The sequence below is a fragment of the Ligilactobacillus sp. 110_WCHN genome (assembly GCF_030518115.1).
In the GTDB taxonomy this organism is placed as follows: Bacteria; Bacillota; Bacilli; order Lactobacillales; family Lactobacillaceae; genus Ligilactobacillus; species Ligilactobacillus aviarius_C.
Genome location: NZ_JAULLI010000047.1, coordinates 1 through 1,431 on the forward strand (window position 1 = coordinate 1; position 1,431 = coordinate 1,431).

Here is a 1,431-nt window from a genome sequence, read left to right on the forward strand (position 1 = left end):
ATGATATGCACCCCCAATCTTGGACAAATAAATCTAAGATTTGGGGTGTTTTTTATGCGATTTTCAAAAGAAGATAAAATAAATATGTATCACATGTATCAAAAAGGATATAGATACTCAGAAATAAAAGAATATTATCCAATTGGAAAAAGAAATTTTTACTATTTGGTTCGAATATTAAATCGTTATGGCATCGCATGGCTCGATAGACCTCATCGTAAATGGACAAGAGAAGAAAAATTAAATGCCATTATGCGTGTTTTAACCAATCACGAAACTACTACTGAAGTTTCTCTGGATTTAGGATTATCTTCAACTGGAATGTTATCTAATTGGATTCGAGATTATCAAAAAAACGGTTATAATGTGATTAATAGACCAATAGGAAGACCGAGGGAAAAGACCATCACAAAACATAACCAAAAGAAGATTAAGCCAGAAGAAAAGAAACTTAAGAAACTTGAAAAAGAATTACTATATTTAAGAGCGGAAAACGCCTATTTAAAAGCATTAAGGGAATTGGCAATCAACGATCAAAAAAAGCGAAAGTAATTGAACAACTACGTTGTCAGTTCCCGTTGTCCGCTTTATTAAAGGCCGCTAAAATGAGTCGTTCAACTTTTTATTATCAACGTTCTCATGAAAAAGACCGGCAAAACAAAAAGGTAATGTTTCAAATTAAAAAGATATTTAATAAGCATCATGGAAATTATGGCTATCGTCGAATAACATGTGTTTTGCGTCACAACGGTATAATAATTAACCATAAGAAAGTTAAACGTTTGATGAAAGCCATGGGCTTATTTGGCAAAGTAATCCGTAAACGTAATCGTTATAGCTCATATAAAGGAACAATTGGTAAAATCGCAGATAATAAAGTTAAACGTCAATTCAGCGCAAGTCGGCCTAAGACTAAATGCTACACTGATGTTACTGAGTTTAAATTAAACTCTGGAGAGAAGGTTTATTTATCGCCAATATTAGATGGATATAACGAAGAGATCATTGCTTACGATGTCTCAACTTCACCTACTCTCCATCAGACATTTAACATGTTAAATAAGCTTTGTCGCCATGGTTCATTAGAGGGAATGATTCTGCATAGCGATCAAGGATGGCAATATCAACATTCAGCTTACCAAAGCTTTTTGAAAGACCATGGAATTATTCAAAGTATGTCTCGTAAGGGAAATAGCTTAGATAATGGAATGATGGAAAATTTCTTTAGTGTCATGAAACGAGAGATGTTTTACGGATATGAAAACTTATATAAAAGCGCTAGTGATTTGATTCAAACTATTCATCAATATATTCATTACTACAATAACGACAGAATCAAGGTAAAATTAAAAGGACTAAGTCCTGTTCAGTACAGAACTCAGTCCCGTGTTGCCTGATTAATAAAGTGTCCAACTTTTGGGGTTCATTACA

2 protein-coding genes are annotated in these 1,431 nt (G+C 33.2%); both read left to right on the forward strand.

Features of this window, described 5'->3' with window-relative positions:
* Nucleotides 1–552 (forward strand): transposase (locus Q3C15_RS08630; RefSeq protein ID WP_302704970.1); only part of this gene is annotated, 552 nt, incomplete at its 5' end.
* Nucleotides 552–1,397, forward strand: a complete 846-nt coding sequence (locus Q3C15_RS08635) for an IS3 family transposase (protein ID WP_289555124.1) — start codon at nt 552–554, stop codon at nt 1,395–1,397. The genes Q3C15_RS08630 and Q3C15_RS08635, both read left to right, overlap by 1 nt.
* The last annotated feature ends 34 nt before the right edge of the window (nt 1,398–1,431 follow it).